Below are 21,245 nucleotides of genomic sequence, written 5' to 3'. Positions count from 1 at the left end.
AGCCCCCTCAGTGTGTGCCAGAATTTCATATTCTACTTACTTAGCTCAGCCATAATGTCATTATTGAATTTGACCAATGGGACGGCGGTTCTTTCCCTCCCTTTTTTGCAGATCATCCCCCAAATCAGCACGGGCTTCCTCGGCCAGAGCCATAAGTTCTTTTATAATTTCAGGATAGGTTTCCTGTACATCGTACCGCTCGCCCGGATCGCGCCTGAGATCATATAAAGCCGTTTTTACAGGTTTTTGCTCGTTTGTTTTACCCGGAAAACCATCATTCCCAGGTGCAAAACCTTCGTAGGTACGGCCCGGATGATCCAGTACCAGCTTCCAGTTTTCACGACGCACGGCTTCCAGTGAATTCTTCCGATAGTAGTAGTAAAAATGCTTCCGGGGTGAGGCATTTCGGTCGCCTTTCAGGATAGCACTAATATCTACACCGTCGATTTTTTTGTGGGGAACCGGCGCCCCACACACGCTTACAAGCGTCGGTAGGAGGTCAATCGTGGAAGCCATTCGGTCCGTCACCACTCCGGCAGGTACTACTCCCGGCCATCGGATTATACAGGGTACGCGGTGTCCGCCTTCGAAGCTGGCGCCTTTCCCTTCCCTGAGTCCGCCCGTGTTGCCGGCGTGGTTTCCGTAGTTGAGCCACGGTCCGTTGTCACTCGTAAATATCACAATGGTATTTTTGTCAAGGCCGTTGTCTTTGAGCGCCTTCAGTACCTGCCCTACCGACCAGTCCATCTCCTGGATCACATCCCCGTACAGTCCCTGCTCACTCTTCCCTCTGAATTTGTCCGATACCCCCAGCGGTACGTGCGGCATGGCGTGGGGCAGGTACAGGAAGAAAGGCATATTCTTGTTTTGTCTGATAAACCTGACCGCCCGCTCCGTGTACAGTGTCGTCAGTTGGTCCTGATGCTGAGGGGTAGTGATTTCGCGTACCTTATCGTTGCCCTCTATGAAGGGCAGTACCGGGTAGTACAGGCGTTGGTGCCCGGCCGGGGCGGGCTTATTGTCGAAGGTCATCGGCCACATGTCGTTGGAGTACGGCAGTCCTACGTACTCATCGAAGCCATGCTGCAGGGGCAGGAACTCCCGGTGGTGCCCGAGGTGCCACTTGCCAAAGATAGCAGTACGGTACCCGGCTTGTTTGAACAGCTCCGCCATGGTCTCCTCATCCGGATTGATCCCGACCTTGGCCGTATGATCGTAGGCTCCCGAGATACCGATCCGGTTGGGATAGCAGCCGGTGAGCAGGGCCGCCCGTGAAGCACTGCATACCGCCTGCGCCACCAGGAAGTTGGTGAAGCGCATCCCTTCGTTAGCCATCTTGTCCAGATGGGGCGTGTAGTACTGCGTGGCTCCGTAGCTACCGATATCGCCATACCCCAGATCGTCGGCAAAGATCAGGACCACGTTGGGCCGGGAGGGTTTGGTAGTAGAACGGAAGCTCAGAAACAGACTACTCAGGAGAATACATCCGGCCAGTGATACAATCAGGAGAGATACGCGCATAATGAAAAGTAAAAAATTGAAGCACTGTGATATTAATACAAAGGTAGGTCTGGCCCTTTTATAACCAAAAGAGCCCCGCTTCGTAAAGCAGGGCTCTTATATATGTGTGGATATATGCCGGTTCTATCTATTTCCGGTAACGATTCATGATCTGATTGCGCAGCATATCGCTCACCATTGAGAGAGCTGTTGCCCAGGAAGAGGAGGAGGCCTCCGCAATTAAGTCCCTGCCAGGTATACCTACCCGCATGCGTGCCAGCTTATTGTTTTGTCTGGTCTCACTTAATTCTTTCAGGAAAACATCTGCCCCAACGATACTACCATACAGGCGCATCAGTTTTTTTAATTCGTTACGTACTTTACTAATAGTCTCTGCGTCGGGTTCCACATCTACCGTTCGAATATCCAACTTGATATTCTCCAACTGCTCTATTCTATTCATGGCTAAAATATTTGATTACACTTACTTTAATCTCACAAACCATCTCTACAAACCGTTTTAGATTTATTGAAAAATTTTCCTCAAACGTGGCTTTTTGTCCCCACGCCTCATACTGCCAACCATCATTTCTTGTTTTATAATCACCCCATAATCAGCTTACTAGGTACATTTTACACCACGCTCAGGCAGTTGGAACAATCTTATCAATTGTATATATACAAATTGCTTGCCGCAGGCTGCAGAATTTAATACGTCTTAAACCTTTTAACTAACTACCATGGAATTATTCACCATAGATCAACTTAACGAACTGGCGACCAGTAAGGTACAGCATAGTGTGACGATATACTCGCCCACCAGAAGGCAGTCGACTGATAACTTTCAGCAGGATAAGATCCACTTCAAGAATCAGCTTCAGGCTGCTCGTCAGCAGCTTGTCAATCTGTACGGTATGGAGCCAGACGAGGTGAATCAATACCTACAGCCGGGATTTGCCCTGCTGGACAACGATAGCTTCTGGCACTATTCGTCCGAAATGCTGGCTTTCTTTCTCACTCCCCGTACTAACCATGTGTTCAAATTTCCTCTCAAGGTAGATGAGCCGTCATTCCACGTAGGCAAGGGGCTGATGTTACGCCCATTGCTTCCTCTGTTTAATCAGACGGGCCGGTTTTATATCATGAATCTGGATCTTGAAGACACGAGATTATATGAAGTGACTCCTCACTCGATCACGGATGTGGATCTGGGGGTAGATATACCCAGGAGCGTCAATGATTACCTGCAGTATATCGAGATCGAAAAAGAGAGTACTGTGCAGCGTCGTTTTCAAACAGGCCGAGGTAGTGGGAGTGCTGGCAACAGTTCAGTAGAGGGGGGTGTATTTCATGGACAATCGGGTGATGATGAAGCCAAAGAGCAGATACACCAGTGGTTCATTATGCTGACCCGCGCTCTGGAAAATAGATTCAAAGTAGAGCAGGTTCCGGTCATATTCGCGGGGGTAGAGTACCTGATTCCTATTTATAGATCAACTGCACACTACAACCGCTACGAAGATCAGGTTATAACCGGAAACTTCAGTAGTGACAATCCAAACGACATCAAAGGACTCCATCAGAAAGCCCTGGCTATCATGGAGCCTAAGTTTAAGCAACAGGAAGAAAAGGCCATTGAGCAGTATCATAATCTGAAGGCAGGTGATTTCGCGGCTTCGGATACCGAGAAGATCATACTAGCCGCACTTACCGGTCAGGTAGATACGCTGTTCCTGCGGAAGGACGCTTCGTTGTGGGGCCACTTTGATGAGCAGCGCTATGAACTGCAGATCCAGCGGGCTGCCACTCCCGAAAATACAGACCTACTGACCGAAGCCGCCGTTAAGACGGTACTGATGAAAGGTAAGGTGTACCTATACGATGCCAACGAGATGCCCGAGAAGGACAGCGTAGTAGCGGCTGTATTCCGTAATCCGGTGGTAGTATAAGGCCGGAAGAGGATACCCATATACTATAATCAAAGCCATAGCGCCACTTTAACCTTGCTCCTGTAAGGTTGAAGTGGCGCTACTGATTAATATATAGGATCATTACTACGAATACTGTCCTACCCGAACTCTGTTTCCAAACTGTTTCTTAACTTCGCCCCACTACTAACATCGCCTACGACCTATGATCCAGATAGAATCTTTTACATTCAATCCCTTTGCTGAGAATACCTATGTGCTCTATGATGAAACGGGTGAGGCTGTTTTCATAGATCCGGGTAACTACGAACGGCAGGAGCACGATGAGCTCATTAGTTATATAGAAGCCAATGGTCTCAAACCGGTAGCTATCATCAACACCCACGCTCATATTGATCATGTGCTGGGTATAGCCTTTCTGAAAAGGAAATATGGTATTCCTTTCAGCCTTCATGCTATAGACGAGCCCCTGCTCAAAGCGGTCAAAGCGTACGCTCCGAACTATGGATTTGCCGGATTTGACGAGCCGGAGATAGAGCACTATCTGGAGGAAGGCCAAACCGTTACCTTTGGCAATTCAACTCTGGAAATCCTGCACGTACCAGGACACGCCCCCGGTCACGTGGCCTTTGTCAACCACGAACAGCGCTTTGTGATCGGAGGAGATGTACTGTTCAGGCAGAGTATCGGTCGTACCGACCTACCGGGTGGCGACCATAACACCCTGCTCCGCAGTATCCGTACCAAGCTGTTTACATTGGCTGACGATTACACCGTATATGCCGGCCACATGGAGCCCACCACCATTGGCTATGAGAAAAAGTATAATCCCTTCCTGAACAGCTAGTACACGACACTATATACACTTCACTTTTCTGCTCAACTCTCCATGAAGCGTCACATCCCCAATGCCCTTACCTGTGCCAACCTTGTATGCGGAGGCATTGGTATCATTGAAGCATTCCATAACAACCTGCTCCTCTCCTGCGCCCTTATCGGGGTAGCGGCCGTTTTTGATTTTCTGGACGGGTTTGTAGCGCGTCTCCTCAACGTCACCTCACCCATTGGCAAAGAGCTGGACTCACTGGCCGATATGACTACCTTTGGGGTACTACCCTCTATCATCATTTACCAGTTGCTCATGGAGAGCATCCCCGATCTGACGGGTATGTGGAAGGCCTACCTGGCCCTGTTCATTGCGGTATTCTCGGCGCTCCGGCTCGCCAAGTTCAACATTGACCCCCGCCAGAGCGATCAGTTTATAGGGGTACCTACGCCGGCCAACGCCTTGCTCATTGCCTCACTGCCTTTTATTGCCCGTTATCACGAAGAGACCTGGCGCCCAATCATTGTCAATACTACTACGCTTCTGATTTTTACGGCAGTGATGTCGTACCTGCTGGTGGCCGAGATCCCGCTGTTTGCCCTGAAGTTCAAATCGTTCGGCTGGAAGGGCAACGAAGTCAGGTTCTCCTTCCTGGCTGTTTCACTGGCCCTGCTACTGGGGCTGGGTATTCTGGCCGTTCCGCTGATCGTCGGCCTCTATGTACTCCTCTCATTGGTACTTATGTTCACGAATAATAGTAAATCCTAATTGGTATTAGGCACAATTTATTGCAATTTTGCGCTTTCGTTTGCCTTCGGGTACTAACCAATAACGTACTATAATACACATGGAATTTATTGCTGATATCAACATTATGCCGATGAAGGAAATCCTTGACCCTCAGGGAAAGGCCGTAAAACTGGGACTTCATAACCTCGGTATCGATCAGGTGGCAGATGTACGCATCGGAAAACACATTACCCTACGTCTTGAGGCAGCCGATGCCGCTGAGGCCGAAGGCAAGGTAAAGACAGCCTGCGAAAAACTACTGGCTAACCTGATTATGGAAGAGTTTACGTTTGAAGTTCGTCCCGCTTAAGGTATCTCATAACGGCGTCACCGGCTAAATCTATTTTTCTCCCCCACTCGCTAACAGGCTCATGACTTATTCACGTATCACAGGACTAGGCTACTATGTACCGGAGAATGTGGTCACGAACCAGGACCTCACGCAGTGGATGGAAACATCCGATGAGTGGATACAGGAGCGAACCGGTATCCGGGAACGCCGTTACTTCACCCACGGCAAAGATACCAACGCCAGCATGGCAGCGGCGGCCTCCCGGCAGGCGCTGGATCGGGCCGGGCTCTCTCCCGGCGAGGTGGATGTTATTGTGTACGCCACCATCACCCCCGACTACTTCTTTCCTGGCTCGGCCTTTCTGATGCAACGCGAGTTGGGGATGGAGGGGAAGCCCGTCATCGACATACGCGAGCAGTGTTCCGGCTTTGTGTATGCCCTGTCCATTGCCGATCAGTTCATCAGGTCGGGCATGTACCGGACCGCCCTGGTAGTCGGCTCCGAGATACAATCTACCTGGATCGACAAGAGCACCGCCGGACGCAACGTAGCGGTTATTTTTGGTGATGGGGCCGGAGCCGCCGTACTGCAGGCTACTTCATCGCCCGATCACCGCATCCTGTCGACCCACCTGCACGCCGATGGCCGCTACGCCGAAGACCTGTACGTACGCGAGCCGGGCAGCAGCCGTCCTACCCGGGCCGCAACCAAAGAAATGATAGACGAAGGAGGCTTTGACGTAGTCATGAATGGCAATGCCGTATTCAAGCATGCCGTTGTGCGTTTTTCGGAAGTAATAGAAGAAGCTCTGGCGGCCAATGGCCTTCAGCCTGCCGATATTGATCTGCTGGTCCCGCACCAGGCCAATATCCGTATCAGCGAATACGTACGGCAGCAGATGGGACTAACAGAGCAGCAGGTAGTAAATAACATTCAACGCTACGGCAACACCACCGCCGCCTCCATACCTATTGCACTGACCGAAGCCTGGGAGCAGGGACGCATCAAGGAGGGTGATCTGCTGTGTTTGGCCGCCTTTGGAAGTGGCTTCACCTGGGCCTCCGCGCTGATCAGGTGGTAGGGAAACAAAAATGAATGAGCGAATTGTGATTGAGAGAATAAAGGGAAAGTACTGAATGAAGAATGGATAGATTTAAGACTTTCGACTTAGGTACCCAACTCTAAACTAGAAAGTATGGAAGGAACCTATCGCTACATGACTCCTATGGTAGTTTGTTTTGCGTAGTACTTCCACGTATCGACGCACTACAAATAACATTCACCACTCACCACTGCGGTGGCCGCTCATTCACAAATCACTAATTTACTTACTAGCTAGTACTGCCCTATCGACAGCATGACCAGCGTACAGGCCTCCAGAGGCTGTATCCCTTCTTCCCTAAGCAGGTTTTCCAGTTCATCATTCTCCGTACCCGGATTAAAAATTACCCGCTTTGGCTTCAGTGACAGAATATAATCGTAATATTCGGGCTGATTGCGAGGACCTACGTAGAGTGTTACGGTATCAATATCATCTAAGGCAACCTTCTCAGTCAGTATCTTTTCACCAGCCACCTCTCCTGCTCTGAGCCCCAGGGGTACTATTGGATGTCCATATCCCTTCAGGCGATGCGCGGCTATGTAGGCATAGCGTGACGGATTAGTACTGGCTCCAATAATGAGTGTTTTCTTCATATAAAGAAATCTAAAGTTATAGTAGTAACGTATGTATAGAACAGTTCAAAACAGGAAAAGTTTCTGCGGGCTCTACCGCCATTCCTGACAGGATCTTATAACATTCTGTAACTATGTATAGCCTAAGTTGTACAAGTACCTTCGGTTACTTACCCCATAAAAGTCTATAAATTAATTTATTTAGCTTTTATGACAATTTAACAAACATTATTTTTGTTAAACGTGTTAGGAGAAATGTTAAACAGGTTTACTCCATTCTTATTTAACTTATGAACGATTTAAAGAAAACCGCCAACTACTGGAATGAGGTGTGGAAGAGGATCAACTTCGAGGATATTGAGGAGGCTCCACACTATGAGGTTTCGAATTATGGTCGTCTAAAAAGCTTTCAGAACGACCCTAAAGATGGTAGTGTGATCAAGGGCTCAGTGATTCAGGGGTACCGCTCCCTCAACATTCGGGTAACGGGTGGTCGTACTATCAACCGGTATGTACACAAGCTGGTAGCGGAGTACTTTGTGAACCGCCAGGAAACAGAGCAGAAGTATGTTATTCATCTGGACTACAACAAGCAGAATAACTACTACGAGAACCTGAAGTGGGTGACTAAGGACGAAATGGCGGACCACAATCGTGAGAATCCGGCCCTGAAAAACCGCGTAATGCCCCGCCGGACCCGCAACTACAAGCTGACCGAAAGCAAGGTAAAGATGATCAAAAAGCTGCTTAAGAATGACAAGAATCGCCTCAAGATGATTGCCAAGCAGTTTGGTATTACACACACCCAGCTCAATCGTATACGCTCCGGTGAAAACTGGAAGCATGTTACCGTAGAAGACTAGAATATTTTCTTTGTAGTCCGGTCAGGAGTGACTCTGACTAAATTGCTCGGCGAGGGGTATGGACAGGTGGAACGTGGTACCCGAGTTTTCTTCTGTCTCAAACCATATGTTGCCACCGGCATGCTCAACGATGCGTTTAGCCATGGCCAGGCCTAATCCAGATCCCCCTGCTCGTGTTGTAAAGTTAGGCAGGAATACCCGATTACGAATACTCTTAGGAATACCCGATCCGTTGTCCTTGATCTCGATCAGCAAATCATCGTCGTGCGTATAGAGCTTGATGCTGATGATGGTTTTGCGGGTTTCGGGTACCGATTGCTTGGCATTGATTATTAAGTTGGATATGGTAGAGCCCAGTAGCTTACGGTCTCCGGTGATATAGATAGGCCCCGGCTGTATATCACGGTACAGGATAATCTTGTTATCATTGGCATACAGCTCAGAGGCTTTAATAATTACCGACGTTACCTCAAATACCTCCTTCTGGGGGAGCGGCATTTTGGCTATGTCCGAAAACGACTGGGCTATATGACCTATGTTATCAATCTGCTCGATGATAGACTCCATCGCCCGGCTTACTTTTTCGAGCGCCTGGGGGTCGTCACGGTGAATGGTGCGCTGCAGCTGCTGGAGCGTCAGCTTCATCGGAGTCAGCGGATTTTTGATTTCATGCGCCACCTGCTTGGCCATTTCGCGCCATGCCGACTGCTTCTCGTTGGCTGACAGTACCTGCTTGTTTTCTTCCAGGTTGACGAGCATGCGGTTGTACTGTTTGATCAGCAGACCTATCTCATCCTTGGAGCGCCAGTCAATGGGTTCATTGAGCTGGTTTAGATTGGTACGGCCGATTTTGCGCGTAAGTACCCGCAACGGATTGATCAGCAGATTAGAAGCAAAGTAGGATACTCCTAGAAACACCAGCAGCATGGCCGTAAATACAATCAGGATAGAAGCAACGATATCCATGATCTGGCGATCCAGGTCGGGCTTGGAGTCAAAATACGGTATCCCCAGCACCCCTATCAGCTCCTGATTACCTGATAGCAATCCTACGTAGGCGGTATTGTATTCTTTGGAGCCCAGCGACTCTTTGAGCAGCATCAGATTGTCTTTCTCATTGACAATCCGCTGGTAAGCCTTGGGATTGACATAGCTTGACAGCAAGCCCGACTGGTACATCAGCGGATTAGTGGCCATCAGCAGCCCGCCCTGTGTAGTATAGATATTGATATCCAGGTCAGCATCATGGGCGACCTGTTGTACCTTCTGTTCCAGATAGGCCTTACTCATTTTTCCCTCCTGAAAGTCCGCTACAAACTCAGAGATATTTGAGGCTATGTTATAGGTCTTATTGAGGTACATCCCCTCCTGGCTTTCGGCGTAGTTGCTGTATACGATACGCAGAATAAAGAACAGGATAATCAGCAGCGGGAATATAAATACCGTATTGAGAAGTACCTGTATCTTGGTAGAGTACGTCAGGTTCATGGTGGAGAAGCTGTGCCTGATGGTGTGAATGGCTATCACAACGGCTACAAATACCACCAGGATCAGGTACAGGAAAGAGAAATTGGCCAGTACCCCCTTCCAGGCCCACTCCTTGGATGAAATCACGATCTTGCGGTTGCCGGCTCCCAGCTTTCCTACGTGACGGTAGCCATTCAGCGATACCCCCTTATCATACAGCACCTCCTCCCCCAACAGGTAGAGCGGAAATTTGCTTTCGTAGTTGTAGGTACCACTGCTGTACACCCTGCGATGCCTGGGGCCATAAATGGCATAGCTGTACTGCCGGGTTTCGATGGCCTGCACAAAACGCTCGTCCAGCAGCAGCTCCGGGTAGGAGCTCTTGGGTGCCTCTACAGTTTGCTTTAGGTCAAGTACTATATGCCCCAGCGGAACAGAGTCCTGCTGTACCTTTACAAAACTAATGTACTGCTTCGCAAAACCTTTGTCGGGCTGATTGATGAAGTAGATGCCGCTGTAGTCCGTAGAATAATGGGACTTGTGAAACCGGTTCTGGTAGTGGGCAAGGTCATACGCCCTGGACTGGTGGTCCAGAGGATTTCCTTCGGCGTCAAACGATACTACCTCTACGTCGTACCTGTACAGGTACTGATCCAGGTACGTACTCTTTATCTTTTGCTGAATCAGCTCCCGCGACAGTAGCGCCTTATTCTTCAGGATGGCTTTGATAGAACTATCGCCGGCAATAGCCTCATTGGTCTTCCTGAGCAGAAACTCCGTATAGGCATCATTTTCGTTCAACAACTGCTGCCCAAACTCCTTTTTGTTCATGATATCCTTGGTCACTTCTTCCTGATGCACCACATAGGTACCCGCCAGGGCGCAGGTAATAGCCCCCAGAAAGTAGTACACCGTAGTAGGGTACCTGAACCCGTAGAAGGTCTTGGGCAACCGCATCAGATACAGCAGGAACAGGTACAGCGTATGCGCCAGAAATACCCACTCCAGCCATATATCAAGCCCCCAGGCGATGATCCAGGTCAGAAGGGTACATACAGCAATAATGACCAGCCCCTTCATGACGTGCTTGTTCAGACGCAGAAACAGCCCCATGAACAGGTGCACCAGCAGAAAATAGATAATTGACAGGGCCACAAAAGTCAGCAGGCAGGCAATCTTGAGCGAACTGAATGATATACTCAGCGTAATATCCAGCGAGAAGTTGGACTTCTCGTACAGGTTGCCCAACTCCCGATAAAATCCATAGAACAGCGCGTAGCTGAGCAGCAGTATCAGAAAAGAAAAGAAAGTCCTGGCTGCCTCGGACCGGTTTATAAGCCACTGGTAGCTGATAGTACGGTAGTACGTATTGGTAACATAGAACAGGAGCAGAATCACTGCGACGGCATTGAGCAGCATATCGCCCAGCGATGGCACCAGCGTAGAAGCATGGTAGTACTCGGGATTGAATACCTCTCCTCCATAGAAAACAAAGGGGATGGAAAAGGCTATCATCAGGCTGCGTAGCACCACCAGATAACCCGCTAATAAGACAAAAGCCAGCCCGTAGCGGTACCGGCTCCGTAGCCGCATGACCGAGAAGAATACATGTATGGCAAAGAATATCGACGAAAGCAGCAGCAGCGAAATCGTGACCAGCGAAGTGGTTTGGCTGTAGTAGATAGAGGTTTCGGGAATTTCGACCTTAAATAGTCCTTTTCCTCCCACCCCTACTACTACCTCATCGGTAGTGAAGGGTGGACCGCTGATAGAGCGCGGTGCCGCCGAGAATATTCTGGCATTAAAGCCTGACTTCAGATAACTATTTTCGGCCTTGTAGTGACGATACAGGTCAATGAGGGAGAAAAGGTCATACTGGTGTCCGCCGTGAACCACCGTAGAGCGAAGTAGTATGTACTGCCCCTGGGAGATGTTAAGCAGGGCTGGCGCCTGATGCCTGACCAGATCCTGGTACGCGGGTACCAGCCGGTGCTCCGACCACATAATCAACCGCCCGTTACGGTACAGGTAGTACGGATAGTGGCTTTCGAGGTAGCTGATCTTTCCCGACTCAGCCTCTTTGGCTTTGAGCTGGTCAAGTACCTGCTGCATATCCTGCTGAGCCAGTTCTACCTGCTCGTCAACCCGTTCCTGTACTGACTCCAGATACGCTTTTCGCAGTTTAGTACCGTTTTCCAGTAAATAAAAGCCTACTGCCAGCACCAGAGCTGTCAGAGTAGCAGCAAGAAAAGGATATCTTCTAAAGTACTTCAACGTTAGTAGTGGAATGTCGACCCACGATCCCTATCGATAATCGTGCCAAAAATAGATTCGGCTATAAATTTACCTTATCGGGCGAATATACAGTAAATCCCCGACCATAGCTACCCTCCTCATAATCAACCACTACACCCAGTACGTACATCAGGTGACGGCGGTCAATAATTACTTTAACATTATCCACCTGGTACTCCTGATCCATGGCTCCGGCCGTATCGAATCCAAGCAGAAAAGTACCACTGCATGCGCCTCCCTTCATACCTACCCGAAGCCCGTAGGTATCCGGAATTTTATTGGCGGACAAGGTATCTGCAATTTCAAGCCTGGCCCGCTCGGTAATGCGAACCGGAGCGGCCAAATCATTGTTTTTCTCTAGCATATTCACTGTATGTAATGGGTATAAGCCACCCGGCCGCTGGCCGATCTCTACTCTGGTACCCTGTACTTTGGTGTGTACTGGTCAGCCGGGTTGGTATAACCTTTATGTATTATGTAAAAGTGTACTTTTGCATTTTGCTAAGGGGACCTTATCTAACAAAACTCAACTTATGGAACTGTATTCTCTGCTTACGATTGCTCTGGTAGCGGGCATTGTTATGTTTGGTCTTTATTTAACAATCACTACTGTAGTACGCAGTGTATTTGAAAAACAAAGATGGGATATTCGGAGCAAAAATAGCGAACTAGTACTTCCGTTACGTTTACAGGCCTACGAGCGAATGTGTCTGTTTCTGGAACGTATTACTCCTAATAACCTGTTAGTGCGGCTGTCGGGTTCCGCTACTAACGCCCTGGACTTTCAGCAGGTACTTTTGAGTGAGATCCGGGAGGAGTTTAATCATAATCTGGCTCAGCAGGTATATATGAGTAATGACGCCTGGGAGCAGATCAAAAAGGCCATGAACGAAGTAGTTTCGCTGATCAATCAGGCGGCCGGAGAGGTAGAAGCCGATGCCCCGGCTAACGATCTGGCCCGCAAAATTTTTGAAAAAGTAATTCAACAAGACATACAACCTTCTACGCACGCGCTGAGAGTCCTGAAGCAGGAGATACAATCGGTGTTCTAGAAGGCATTCAAACGATACGATGCTATATCCCAATAATATAGAACAAAAACTAGGTTTTGACCGCCTCCGCGAATGGCTTCTTGAAGCCTGCGTAAGTCCGCTGGGGCGTCAGTTTGTAGAGAAGATCCGTTTTTCTGACAACTTCGGGCTGGTAGATAAGCTGGTGCGCCAGACTGCCGAGATGAAGCAGATCGTGCAGTACGGTGAAGAGTTTCCTTCGCAGAACTACATCGACGCCACCCCTTACCTGCAGCGGGCCGCTATCGAAGGCATGCTGCTGACCCAGGCCGAATTTTATGATATTAAGATTTCGCTGAATACCATTCGTCAGTGTCTGCGCTTCTTTGAAAAGCACGAGCCAGAGGAGTTTCCGCTGCTCAGTGAATATGCCCAGACCATCCGGGTAGAGCGCAGTGTGACCGAAGCCATTGACCGTGTAATAGATGAGCGCGGACAGGTACGTGACAGTGCCTCACCCGAGCTGGCCCGTATACGCCGTCAACTCATCGCCGAGCAGTCGGGTATGCGTAAGAAGCTCGACTCCATACTGCGTACCGCCAAAAACAGCGGCTGGATCGGTGACGATGTATCGCTGACCGTCCGGAATGGCCGTATGGTGATACCCATTGCCGCCGAGCACAAGCGTAAGCTCAAAGGCTTTATTCACGATGAATCCGCTACCGGTCAGACCGTATTTATAGAGCCTACTGAGGTATTCGAGTCTAACAATGCTATTCGGGAGCTTGAGTACGAAGAGCGGCGCGAGATTAACCGTATCCTGGTCCAACTGACGGATCAGCTACGCCCGTACCTGCCAGAGCTCAACAAGGCGTATCAGTTTCTGGGCCTTATGGACTTCCTACGGGCCAAGGCGAAGCTGGCAGTACAGCTGGATGCCATTAATCCGTATTTTGAAAATAAACAATTTGTGGCCTGGCGCGATGCGCGGCACCCTCTCCTGCACCTGTCTTTCCAAAAGCAGGGCAAGAAGGTAGTCCCGCTGAGCGTAGAGCTCCATCAGAAGCAGCGCATCCTGATCATCTCGGGTCCCAACGCCGGTGGTAAGTCCGTTTCGCTCAAGACCATCGGACTGATTCAGTACATGTACCAGTGCGGGCTACTGGTACCTATGGCCGAAGGCTCTACCATGGGTATCTTCCAGAATATCTTCATAGATATTGGTGACGAGCAATCGCTGGAAAACGACCTGAGTACCTACAGCTCCCACCTGACCAACATGCGGCAGTTCCTGGCCCGCGCTAACAAGCGTACCCTCTTCCTGATCGATGAGTTTGGTACGGGTACCGAGCCGGGATTGGGTGGTGCCATTGCCGAAGCCATCCTGGAAGACCTGACCCAGTCGGGTGCTTACGGTGTAGTCAACACGCACTACACCAACCTGAAAGTATTGGCCGATAAGACGGAGGGATTAGTGAACGGAGCCATGCGCTTCGATGGTGAGCACCTCGAGCCCCTCTACCAGCTGGAGATCGGCAAGCCGGGTAGTTCATTCGCCTTCGAGATTGCGTCTAAGATTGGTTTGCCCAAGGGAGTCATAGAGCGGGCTCAGCAGAAACTGGGTACTCAGCAGGTAAATTTCGAAAAGCTGCTGAAAGAACTGGATATCGAGCGCCGGGTATTCGCAGAGAAGAATCTGGAAGTGGGAATAAAAGAGCGGAAGCTGGCCCAGCAACTAGCTGAGTATACTGCTCTTAAGACCTCGTTGGAAAATAACGAGAAGCGCATCGTTAACGAGGCGAAGCAAAAGGCACGTACGCTACTGGCCGAAACCAACCAGCGGATCGAGAATACCATCCGGGAGATCAAAGAAAACAAGGCCGAGAAGGAAGCCACCCGTGTGGTACGTACCGATCTGGAGCGCTTTGCTAAGAAAAACCTGCAGGCTGAAGCCGTTGTCGAGGTTGCTGATACTGATGTGGATTACGAGCCCGAAGGTGGCGCTATTACCGTAGGTAGCTACGTACGGATCAACGGACAAACGGCCGTGGGCGAGGTACTGGCCCTGAAAGGCAAAGACGCCGAAATACGCATCGGAGACCTGAAGTCGAACGTAAAGCTCAACCGGCTCGAAAAGGTATCCAAGAAAACCTATAAGCAGGCAACCGGCGAGAAGAAAACCCGGAGCTTTACCGGCGGCGTAGACCTGAACGAGCGGATGATGAATTTCAGCTTCAACCTGGACATCCGGGGCAAGCGCGGCGAAGAAGCCATCGTAGAGCTGGATCAATTCATGAATAACGCGGTGATGCTGGGCTACGACGAGATACGCATCCTGCACGGCAAGGGTGATGGTATCCTGCGCAACCTGGTGCGTACGCACCTGCGCACTTACCCCCACGTGGCCTCCATGCAGGACGAGCACGCTGATCGCGGCGGCGCTGGTGTGACGGTAGTAAAGATGCGGTAGTTAGCTGTTAGGTATTAGATAGTTAGGGATTAGCTGAAAGTTTAAATCCTAATAAAGCATAATAAAAGGGGCCGTCTCCATAGTGGAGGCGGCCCCTTTTATTATTTACAGAATAAGACTACTTACAATTGTGGCTGCTGCAATACTTCTGATTCGGGCAGACCGTGCTTGCCTTTGGCATTACGGCTACGTACCCAGAAGAGCAATATAGTAAAGGCTACGATCAGAATAATCGGGAAGGTTGTCATATTTAACAGCGTAGCTTGTCCGGCGGCCAGTTCCAAAGCGTCACCTGACAGTCCCTGAGCTGCCATATCAGCGCGGTGGTTATCGATCCAGCTTCCGATGATGGGTTGGAAAATAGCGGTAGAGAACATACCCATACCACCAACCAACGATAGTCCCAAAGCACCGCTTAGGGGTACTTTCTCGGCTACGAAACCCAACATAGTTGGCCAGAAGTAGCAAACACCCAAAGCAAATAATATGGCAGCTACATACGCCATAGAGCCTGTAACGCTACTGAACATATAAATACCAATGGTGGTAAAAATAGCTGAGCCCAGTAAAACACCTGTTTGTCCGAAACGAGCAATTACCGGACCACCAAAGAAGCGACCTACCGCCATCAGACCCGTTACCAGGGCAAGAATCAACAGGGGCTCAGCGCCACTTTTGCTAAGAATAATGGCTGTCCATTGCTGCGGTCCGAACTCAGAAATTGCCGTAAGAGCCATGGCGAGGAATATGAAAATAAATAAAGGATTAACCATTCCTCTAAAATTTTCGGACAATGAAGTAGCACCTTCCACCTGGGCTTTGGGGAAAGCCTGACCCCAGAACAGAATTGCATAGATGATCGTAGGAATCAAAATGATCCAGATTTGTGCCTGCCAGCCCAGACCCATGGTGGTCATGGCCAACGAGATCAAGCTACCTAGTACGATACCACCGGGGAACCACATGTGGAAACGGCTAAGCATCTTATTCATTTTCTGGCCTGCGTACGCGTCAGCGATCATAGGGTTACAGGCGGCCTCGGTACATCCGTTTCCAATTCCTATAAACAGAGTAGAAAGCAACAAGCCGTTGTAGCCACCAGAATAAATGGTCATGATAATCCCCAGTGTATGCATAAGGAAGGCCACCATCATGATAATGCGCGGCCCAACACTATGATAAACAAGGCCTCCTATGATCATAGCTATAGGGAAGCCATAGAACCACATGGAATTAATGAAGCCCAGCTGCTCAGCACTCAGGCCAAACTCCTCGCCAAGCTGGGGTAGAATCCCCGCGCGGATGGCGAACGAAAAAGCTGTGGTAATGAGCGCAAAGCAACTGCCCAGAAACAGGCGATCTGCATTGACATTTTGATTCATAAGAATAGTAGAGTTAGATGTTAGTTAGGATAGGATTATAAATGCTGATTCAGTCAGGTATTTGTCCAACAATTTCGTAAAAAAAAGAAATACGTGTCATTTCTACTAATAATAATCGTAGGTATTATGCGATTTTTTTGAACTTGCTACCTTTGTAAGAAGTAAGGGAGCTGAATGCTACTCTTTTTTTTATGTAATTTCTTTCACAAACCTAAACCAAACAGTAATGCCAAGAAAAATTCGCATGGGTATGGTGGGTGGTAGTATGGACGCCTTCATTGGGGGTGTTCACCGCCGGGCCGCCATTATGGACGGCGAAATAGAGCTGGTCTGCGGAGCGTTCAGTTCCAGCCCCGAAAAATCAAGAGCGACTGGTGAAGCCCTATACCTGCCTGCTGACCGCGTATACGGTAACTACGAGGAAATGATCCTCAAAGAGAAAGAGCTACCCGAAGGTGAACGAATGGATTTCCTATGTATAGTAACTCCAAACCACGTTCACTACGGACCGGCCAAGATGGCTCTTGAAAATGGCTTCCATGTAGTTTGTGATAAGCCTCTGGCGCTTAACACCCAGGAAGCCGAAGAACTCGCCGCTCTGGTTGATGAGACCGGCCTGCTGTTCTGCCTTACCCACAACTACACCGGTTATCCCATGGTAAAAGAAGCCCGTCACCTGATTCAGGCAGGCGCACTGGGCAAAATCCGTAAAGTCATTGTTGAGTACCCTCAGGGCTGGCTGTCAACCCTGCTGGAAAGCACCGGCAACAAACAGGCTGCCTGGCGTACTGACCCGGCCCGTTCGGGAGCCGCGGGTGGCATGGGCGACATTGGTACCCACGCCGAAAACCTGGCCGAGTACATCACCGGCCTGAAGATTACCGAGATGTGCGCCGACCTGACCATTTTTGTAGAAGGTCGCCTGCTCGACGACGATGGCAACGTACTGCTGCACTTTGATAATGGTGCCAAAGGGGTCATGCACGTCAGCCAGATCGCCAACGGGGAGGAAAATGACCTGAACATCCGGGTCTATGGTGAGCACGGAGGTCTGCAGTGGCACCAGATGGAGCCCAATACCTTAGTGCACAAAACGCAGGAAGGGGTACGTATCATCCGTACCAACATAGGCCACCTCTCCGAATCGGCCATGGTACATACCCGCATTCCGGCCGGGCATCCCGAGGGGTACCTTGAGGCGTTTGCCAACCTGTACCGTAATTTTGCGATGGCAGTGCGTGCCTACCAGAGAGGCGAGCAGCCCGATCCTCTGTACGACTTCCCCACCGTTCACGATGGTGTACGGGGTATGAAGTTTATCGATACGGTCATTGCCTCCAGCGAATCAACCGATAAGTGGACGCCCTTTATGTCCTGAAAACCAATTATGCTTCATCCAACCAGCTACTTAAAGGTAAATTAATTTCTGTTTCACTAAATATCCTTTTTTAATCACCAATCAGTATGGACAAAATTAAAGTAGGTGTGGTAGGTACTGGTTTTATCGGACCAGCTCACATTGAAGCTCTCCGCCGCTTACCCAATGTTGAAGTAGCTGCTCTTTGCGAAGTAACCGCCGAGTTGGCCAAAGAAAAAGCAGAGGGATTGGGTATCGAACGGTACTACACCTTTGAAGATCTGCTAAAGCAGGATGACATCCAGAGTATCCATATCTGTACACCTAACTTCCTGCACTACTCGCAGTCTAAGGCCGCACTGGAAGCTGGTAAGCACGTAATTTGCGAAAAACCACTGGCTAAGGATCTGGCCGAAGCCGAAGAGCTGGTACAATTAGCCGCTAAGACAGGCCTTGTCAATGCTGTACACTTCAACCTGCGCTACTACCCGCTGGCCCGTCAGATGAAAGTAATGCGTGAGCGGGGTGACCTGGGTGAGGTATACTCAATCATTGGCTCATACCTGCAGGACTGGCTGTTCTACGAAACCGACTACAACTGGCGCCTCGAGCCTGACAAGTCAGGTGACTCACGCGCTATTGCCGATATTGGCTCTCACCTGATGGACATCATTGAGTACATCACCGGCCTGAAGACCGTAGCCGTGATGGCCGACTTTAATACCATTCATAAGACGCGTAAGAAGCCTCTAAAGCCGGTGGAGACTTACTCAGGCAAGATGCTTCAGCCCGAAGACTATGCCGATGTACCCATCAATACCGAAGACCACGCCAATGTACTGCTCCGCTTTGACAACGGCAACCGCGGCGTCATTACGGTATCGCAGGTATCAGCCGGTCGTAAAAACCAGATGAAACTGGAGATTGCGGGTTCACGCAAGACCTTCGCATGGAACTCCGAGGCACCTAACGAAATGTGGATCGGTAACCGCGACGGCTACAACGAGACACTCATGCGCGACCCGTCGCTGGTACACCCTGAGGCACGCTCGGTGATCAGCTTCCCCGGTGGTCATAACGAAGGCTTCCCTGATACTTCCAAGCAGATGTTTAAGGAAGTGTACGCCGCCATCGCAGCCGGCAAGCAGCCTGAGAATCCCACCTTCCCCACCTTCGCCGATGGCTACCGCGAGCTTCTCATTTGTGAGAAGATCCTGGAAAGCAACCGCAACCAGGCGTGGGTGGAGATTGAGTAAATGAGTGATTGAGCGAATGAGTGAATGGAACAGCTACGTTTATCGAAAGGTGAATTTGCCGATAGTATTGAACAGCGCTTAAAAACATTCACTCTTCGCTGCATACAGGTGTTCAGGGCACTTCCCGCATCATACGAGTCACAACACTTCGGGAAGCAACTGATTCGCTCTTCGTCTTCGTCAGCTGCCAATTATAGAGCAGTCAGACGGGCACGAAGCCAGAATGAGTTTTATGCCAAAATAAGTATTGTAATTGAGGAATTAGATGAATCTCTCTTTTGGCTGGAGATGCTTGTTTTTTCAGACATACTTCCTGAACACCGACTACACGATTTGCTCGATGAAGGTTATCAGCTCTTGAAGATTTTGGCCAAATCCCGTAGTAATACAGGCTCTTCATAATGGATAGTTTTTCACTCAATCACTAATTCACTAATTCGCTCTATAACATGAAAACAATCAAAGGTCCTGCTATATTTTTGGCTCAATTTCTGGGCGACGAAGCTCCTTTCAACTCACTGGACACTATTGCTCAGTACATGGCGGATCTGGGCTACAAGGGTATCCAGATCCCTACCTGGGATAGCCGCCTCATTGACCTGAAGCAGGCTGCCGAGAGCAAAGGCTACTGCGATGATCTGAAAGGAAGATTAAGCGACATCGGTGTAGAAGTAACGGAACTGGCATCGCACCTGCACGGTCAGCTGGTGGCTGTACACCCGGCCTACGCATCCATGTTTGCCGGATTCGGACCGGCTGAGCTGGCCAACAGCCCCAAAGAGCAGCAGGAATGGGCCGTACAGCAGCTGAAGCTGGCTGCCAAGGCCAGCCAGAACATGGGTCTTAAGTCACACCCTACCTTCTCGGGTGCCCTCCTGTGGCCTTTCCTGTATCCCTGGCCACAGCGCCCGGCGGGTCTGGTCGAGACGGCTTTCAAAGAACTCGGTCAGCGCTGGAGACCTATTCTGGATGCTTTTGATGAGGCGGGTGTTGATGTATGCTACGAGCTACACCCCGGTGAAGATCTATACGATGGGGTTACGTTTGAGATGTTCCTGGAGGCGGTAGATAACCACCCACGGGCTAACATCAACTACGACCCCAGCCACTTTGTACTACAGCAGCTCGACTACCTGCAGTTCATCGACTTCTACCATGAGCGTATCAAGGCATTCCACGTTAAGGATGCTGAGTTCAATCCTTCGGGTAAGCAGGGCGTGTACAGCGGCTACCAGGGCTGGGTGGATCGTGCCGGTCGTTTCCGCTCATTGGGCGACGGTCAGGTTGACTTCTCAAGCATCTTCTCTAAACTGTCACAGTACAACTACGACGGCTGGGCCGTGCTCGAGTGGGAGTGCGCCATCAAGTCATCTGATCAGGGTGCTGCCGAAGGTGCTCCTTTCATCGCGGACCACATCATCAAGGTTACCGAGAAAGCATTTGACGACTTTGCCGGTACAGGTGCCGATGAGGCGTTCAACCGCAAGGTACTGGGCCTGGAGTAATACCTTTTATATAGTACTAGTGAAAGAGTCGCCGGAGCTATTTGCCTCCGGCGACTCTTTTATTTTTAAGCCCCTCCTTAACCAAAATGGCACTTTTTTTGCTGGTATCTATAAGCCCCTATACATAGGGTACATCTTCCTTCTGACGTCCGCCCCCTTGCTACATCCCGCCAGATTATCTCAATAGAAACTGACTAAAAATAAACCAGTTAGTATCTGACGACTAATTATAACTGTACCTATTTGTACACTTTGGTACTATCCTTGCTTTAGAATAGTCTGATCAGTATGCTGTTGTAGCCTATCACCCTATATTACGATAGCTGCTGTATAAACCTCCTCTTTTTCGATCAGATGTACTGCTGTCTCTCCTGACAGGCAGTAGCGCATGCTTGTATCATTTCTGATACTGTAACTACTATTTATATTAGTTAACCAGCTTTTTTCGAAGTACAATCTCGAGTAACATAGTGAATAAAGGATAGCAGGGTCGGGTTACTGGGCACTTACCAACCACGTATAGCACACATACTACTACTACCACTAATACATCCACCTGCTCATTATGAAAAAACCATTACCTGTTTCCAAAGTACCGTTCCAACATGTTCTTAGAAGGATACTTGCTATT

18 protein-coding genes are annotated in these 21,245 nt (G+C 49.6%); 12 read left to right on the top strand and 6 right to left on the bottom strand.

Going from position 1 to position 21,245, the window contains the following annotated elements; translation table 11 throughout:
* Positions 1-60: 60 nt before the first annotated feature.
* Together JTN23_RS00295 and JTN23_RS00290 are read right to left on the bottom strand one after the other, a co-directional pair.
* Entirely contained in the window at positions 61-1,521 is a 1,461-nt protein-coding gene (locus JTN23_RS00295) for a sulfatase family protein (protein WP_247231368.1), read from the bottom strand.
* A 127-nt stretch (positions 1,522-1,648) separates the two neighbouring features.
* Positions 1,649-1,963 (bottom strand): HPF/RaiA family ribosome-associated protein, encoded by a 315-nt coding sequence (locus tag JTN23_RS00290; RefSeq protein WP_247231366.1) that lies wholly within the window; start codon positions 1,961-1,963, stop codon positions 1,649-1,651.
* A gap of 277 nt (positions 1,964-2,240) precedes the next feature.
* Here JTN23_RS00290 and JTN23_RS00285 point away from each other — a divergent pair, with 277 nt between their 5' ends.
* The 5 genes from JTN23_RS00285 (at position 2,241) to JTN23_RS00265 (ending at position 6,416) form a co-directional block, all read left to right on the top strand.
* Positions 2,241-3,449: a baeRF7 domain-containing protein gene (locus JTN23_RS00285; protein WP_247231363.1), complete on the top strand. Its 1,209-nt coding sequence runs from the start codon at positions 2,241-2,243 to the stop codon at positions 3,447-3,449.
* A 184-nt stretch (positions 3,450-3,633) separates the two neighbouring features.
* Positions 3,634-4,275 (top strand): MBL fold metallo-hydrolase, encoded by a 642-nt coding sequence (locus JTN23_RS00280; RefSeq protein WP_247231361.1) that lies wholly within the window; start codon positions 3,634-3,636, stop codon positions 4,273-4,275.
* Positions 4,276-4,317: 42 nt separating this feature from the next.
* Positions 4,318-5,022: a CDP-diacylglycerol--serine O-phosphatidyltransferase gene (pssA, locus tag JTN23_RS00275; RefSeq protein ID WP_247231359.1), complete on the top strand. Its 705-nt coding sequence runs from the start codon at positions 4,318-4,320 to the stop codon at positions 5,020-5,022.
* A 79-nt stretch (positions 5,023-5,101) separates the two neighbouring features.
* Positions 5,102-5,353 (top strand): phosphoribosylformylglycinamidine synthase subunit PurS, encoded by a 252-nt coding sequence (gene purS, locus JTN23_RS00270; RefSeq protein WP_207505253.1) that lies wholly within the window; start codon positions 5,102-5,104, stop codon positions 5,351-5,353.
* 61 nt (positions 5,354-5,414) lie between these two features.
* Positions 5,415-6,416: a 3-oxoacyl-ACP synthase III family protein gene (locus JTN23_RS00265; RefSeq protein ID WP_247231357.1), complete on the top strand. Its 1,002-nt coding sequence runs from the start codon at positions 5,415-5,417 to the stop codon at positions 6,414-6,416.
* 254 nt (positions 6,417-6,670) lie between these two features.
* On the opposite strand, the gene JTN23_RS00260 is transcribed toward JTN23_RS00265, so the two are convergent.
* Entirely contained in the window at positions 6,671-7,030 is a 360-nt protein-coding gene (locus JTN23_RS00260) for a CoA-binding protein (RefSeq protein ID WP_247231355.1), read from the bottom strand.
* A gap of 269 nt (positions 7,031-7,299) precedes the next feature.
* On the opposite strand from JTN23_RS00260, the gene JTN23_RS00255 reads away from it, so the two are divergent.
* Entirely contained in the window at positions 7,300-7,872 is a 573-nt protein-coding gene (locus JTN23_RS00255) for an HNH endonuclease (RefSeq protein ID WP_247231353.1), read from the top strand.
* Between the two features lie 21 nt (positions 7,873-7,893).
* On the opposite strand, the gene JTN23_RS00250 is transcribed toward JTN23_RS00255, so the two are convergent.
* Both JTN23_RS00250 and JTN23_RS00245 read right to left on the bottom strand, forming a co-directional pair.
* Positions 7,894-11,613 (bottom strand): sensor histidine kinase, encoded by a 3,720-nt coding sequence (locus JTN23_RS00250; protein ID WP_247231351.1) that lies wholly within the window; start codon positions 11,611-11,613, stop codon positions 7,894-7,896.
* Between the two features lie 61 nt (positions 11,614-11,674).
* Complete coding sequence (locus tag JTN23_RS00245; RefSeq protein ID WP_247231349.1) at positions 11,675-11,998, bottom strand: HesB/IscA family protein; 324 nt, start codon at positions 11,996-11,998, stop codon at positions 11,675-11,677.
* Positions 11,999-12,167: 169 nt separating this feature from the next.
* On the opposite strand from JTN23_RS00245, the gene JTN23_RS00240 reads away from it, so the two are divergent.
* Complete coding sequence (locus JTN23_RS00240; RefSeq protein ID WP_247231347.1) at positions 12,168-12,686, top strand: DUF7935 family protein; 519 nt, start codon at positions 12,168-12,170, stop codon at positions 12,684-12,686.
* A 19-nt stretch (positions 12,687-12,705) separates the two neighbouring features.
* Positions 12,706-15,114, top strand: coding sequence for an endonuclease MutS2 (locus JTN23_RS00235; RefSeq protein WP_247231345.1), 2,409 nt, complete (start codon positions 12,706-12,708; stop codon positions 15,112-15,114).
* 122 nt (positions 15,115-15,236) lie between these two features.
* Here JTN23_RS00235 and JTN23_RS00230 read toward each other — a convergent pair whose 3' ends face one another.
* Positions 15,237-16,496, bottom strand: a complete 1,260-nt coding sequence (locus JTN23_RS00230; protein WP_247231343.1) for an MFS transporter — start codon at positions 16,494-16,496, stop codon at positions 15,237-15,239.
* 244 nt (positions 16,497-16,740) lie between these two features.
* Here JTN23_RS00230 and JTN23_RS00225 point away from each other — a divergent pair, with 244 nt between their 5' ends.
* The 4 genes from JTN23_RS00225 to JTN23_RS00210 all read left to right on the top strand — a co-directional run bounded on the left by JTN23_RS00225 (position 16,741) and on the right by JTN23_RS00210 (position 20,614).
* Entirely contained in the window at positions 16,741-17,874 is a 1,134-nt protein-coding gene (locus JTN23_RS00225) for a Gfo/Idh/MocA family protein (protein ID WP_247232324.1), read from the top strand.
* Positions 17,875-17,960: 86 nt separating this feature from the next.
* The gene (locus JTN23_RS00220; protein ID WP_247231341.1) at positions 17,961-19,109 is read left to right on the top strand and encodes a Gfo/Idh/MocA family protein; all 1,149 of its coding nucleotides are present in this window, start codon (positions 17,961-17,963) and stop codon (positions 19,107-19,109) included.
* Positions 19,110-19,133: 24 nt separating this feature from the next.
* Positions 19,134-19,511, top strand: a complete 378-nt coding sequence (locus JTN23_RS00215) for a four helix bundle protein (RefSeq protein WP_247231339.1) — start codon at positions 19,134-19,136, stop codon at positions 19,509-19,511.
* Between the two features lie 47 nt (positions 19,512-19,558).
* Positions 19,559-20,614, top strand: coding sequence for a sugar phosphate isomerase/epimerase family protein (locus tag JTN23_RS00210; RefSeq protein ID WP_247231337.1), 1,056 nt, complete (start codon positions 19,559-19,561; stop codon positions 20,612-20,614).
* The last annotated feature ends 631 nt before the right edge of the window (positions 20,615-21,245 follow it).

Source organism: Telluribacter roseus, assembly GCF_017355915.2.
GTDB lineage: Bacteria > Bacteroidota > Bacteroidia > Cytophagales > Spirosomataceae > Telluribacter.
This window is presented reverse-complemented; position numbering and strand designations above follow the sequence as displayed.

What these genes read in the sequence shown, in the direction of transcription:
- JTN23_RS00295 (WP_247231368.1), bottom strand. Translation starts at nt 1,521, where the DNA reads ATGCGCGTATCTCTCCTGATTGTATCACTGGCCGGATGTATTCTCCTG.
- JTN23_RS00290 (WP_247231366.1), bottom strand. Translation starts at nt 1,963, where the DNA reads ATGAATAGAATAGAGCAGTTGGAGAATATCAAGTTGGATATTCGAACG.
- JTN23_RS00285 (WP_247231363.1), top strand. Translation starts at nt 2,241, where the DNA reads ATGGAATTATTCACCATAGATCAACTTAACGAACTGGCGACCAGTAAG.
- JTN23_RS00280 (WP_247231361.1), top strand. Translation starts at nt 3,634, where the DNA reads ATGATCCAGATAGAATCTTTTACATTCAATCCCTTTGCTGAGAATACC.
- pssA (WP_247231359.1), top strand. Translation starts at nt 4,318, where the DNA reads ATGAAGCGTCACATCCCCAATGCCCTTACCTGTGCCAACCTTGTATGC.
- purS (WP_207505253.1), top strand. Translation starts at nt 5,102, where the DNA reads ATGGAATTTATTGCTGATATCAACATTATGCCGATGAAGGAAATCCTT.
- JTN23_RS00265 (WP_247231357.1), top strand. Translation starts at nt 5,415, where the DNA reads ATGACTTATTCACGTATCACAGGACTAGGCTACTATGTACCGGAGAAT.
- JTN23_RS00260 (WP_247231355.1), bottom strand. Translation starts at nt 7,030, where the DNA reads ATGAAGAAAACACTCATTATTGGAGCCAGTACTAATCCGTCACGCTAT.
- JTN23_RS00255 (WP_247231353.1), top strand. Translation starts at nt 7,300, where the DNA reads ATGAACGATTTAAAGAAAACCGCCAACTACTGGAATGAGGTGTGGAAG.
- JTN23_RS00245 (WP_247231349.1), bottom strand. Translation starts at nt 11,998, where the DNA reads ATGCTAGAGAAAAACAATGATTTGGCCGCTCCGGTTCGCATTACCGAG.
- JTN23_RS00240 (WP_247231347.1), top strand. Translation starts at nt 12,168, where the DNA reads ATGGAACTGTATTCTCTGCTTACGATTGCTCTGGTAGCGGGCATTGTT.
- JTN23_RS00235 (WP_247231345.1), top strand. Translation starts at nt 12,706, where the DNA reads ATGCTATATCCCAATAATATAGAACAAAAACTAGGTTTTGACCGCCTC.
- JTN23_RS00230 (WP_247231343.1), bottom strand. Translation starts at nt 16,496, where the DNA reads ATGAATCAAAATGTCAATGCAGATCGCCTGTTTCTGGGCAGTTGCTTT.
- JTN23_RS00225 (WP_247232324.1), top strand. Translation starts at nt 16,741, where the DNA reads ATGGGTATGGTGGGTGGTAGTATGGACGCCTTCATTGGGGGTGTTCAC.
- JTN23_RS00220 (WP_247231341.1), top strand. Translation starts at nt 17,961, where the DNA reads ATGGACAAAATTAAAGTAGGTGTGGTAGGTACTGGTTTTATCGGACCA.
- JTN23_RS00215 (WP_247231339.1), top strand. Translation starts at nt 19,134, where the DNA reads ATGGAACAGCTACGTTTATCGAAAGGTGAATTTGCCGATAGTATTGAA.
- JTN23_RS00210 (WP_247231337.1), top strand. Translation starts at nt 19,559, where the DNA reads ATGAAAACAATCAAAGGTCCTGCTATATTTTTGGCTCAATTTCTGGGC.